General features: G+C 68.5%; 1 protein-coding gene. It reads left to right on the forward strand.

All coding sequences use genetic code 11. The annotated features are described in order from the left end of the window. The first annotated feature begins 203 nt into the window (after window positions 1-203). The gene (locus BN903_RS12960) at window positions 204-446 is read left to right on the forward strand and encodes a SelT/SelW/SelH family protein (protein ID WP_048078132.1); all 243 of its coding nucleotides are present in this window, start codon (window positions 204-206) and stop codon (window positions 444-446) included. Window positions 447-788 lie beyond the last annotated feature (342 nt).

Raw genomic sequence — 788 nt, forward strand, 5'->3', positions numbered from 1 at the left:
GGTACACGTCCGCCGCCGGCGGAACCGGCTTCGGCCTCGCGATCGTCGACCGGATCGTCGCGGCCCACGGCTGGGAGATTCGGGTCACGGAGGGCGCGGACGGCGGGGCGCGGTTCGAGATTGACGGAGTCGAGCGGTCGACGTAGGGGGCGGTCCGCCGGTCCGGCTCCCGTTTTAAGTTCGCTCGGACCTAAGCGAGGGATATGACACGCGTCGAAATCGAGTACTGCGTCCCGTGTGGCATGTTGAACCGCGCTCAGGACGTCTCCGAGGCGATCCTCAAGCAGTTCGGGGAGTCGATCGACGAGGTCGCGCTGGTGACGGGCGACGCCGGCGTGTTCGTCGTCCGCGCCGCCGACGAGGTCGTCTTCGACAAGGAGGAGGACGAGTACGACGTGGACGCCATCGTCCGGGCGGTCAAGCCGTACGTCGGCGCAGCGGCGTAGTACGCAGTCGTTCTTTTATAATCAGTATCGCACGGACCGACGAGGGACTCCGCCGAAGCCCCAGCCGCTCGGCTATACGCTGCTGATCCCGTTGTGAGTGTGACCGCCGAAGCCCCAGCCGCGAGGACTCGATGCGCTCGCTGCGCGCCTCACTCGGTCACTTCGTTCCCTCGCTGCGGTGCTTACATCGCGCGTCTTCGTCCTCGCGGCAGTGAGGCGCTACGCGCCTCGGGCAGCCGGCGGCTTCGCCGCCGGCGACTGCCCCTTCGAGTCCCGCCCAGCACCGCAACCGCAGCCTCACGCCTCCCCAGCCTCGCCGCTCACGCCCTTCGGGCGTTCGCG

The organism is Halorubrum sp. AJ67 (assembly GCF_000513435.1).

Coding starts and splice junctions, on each gene's coding strand:
- BN903_RS12960 (WP_048078132.1), top strand. CDS start 204: ATGACACGCGTCGAAATCGAGTACTGCGTCCCGTGTGGCATGTTGAAC.